The following is a 255-nucleotide window of genomic DNA, read 5'->3' on the forward strand; positions in this document are numbered from 1 at the left end:
GACTTCTTGACATGCATCGGGTTAACCAATACAAAGTCATAATCTTTGCTCGTCAGATAATAACCTAAGCTCATCCAATAGTGACCTGTTGGCTCAGCTCCAATAATGACATGGCTTTTATCATGTTTTTTTTGAAGCTTGAAAATCCATTCTAGTAGTAGTTCAAAGCCGTGTATTCGATTCTCAAAGATCAACCTTTTCCCAAATTCATAGCCTCTATCGTCCTGTGCTCGTGCCACATGTTTGTCTTTAGCA

At 39.2% G+C, this 255-nt stretch carries 1 protein-coding gene; it reads right to left on the reverse strand.

Features of this window, described 5'->3' with window-relative positions; genetic code table 11:
* On the reverse strand, positions 1-255 hold a 255-nt coding region (locus KI363_RS21815), incomplete at both ends, for an IS110 family transposase (protein WP_212967630.1).

Origin of the sequence: Lederbergia ruris, assembly GCF_018332955.1 — a bacterium.
GTDB lineage: Bacteria > Bacillota > Bacilli > Bacillales > Bacillaceae_C > Lederbergia > Lederbergia ruris.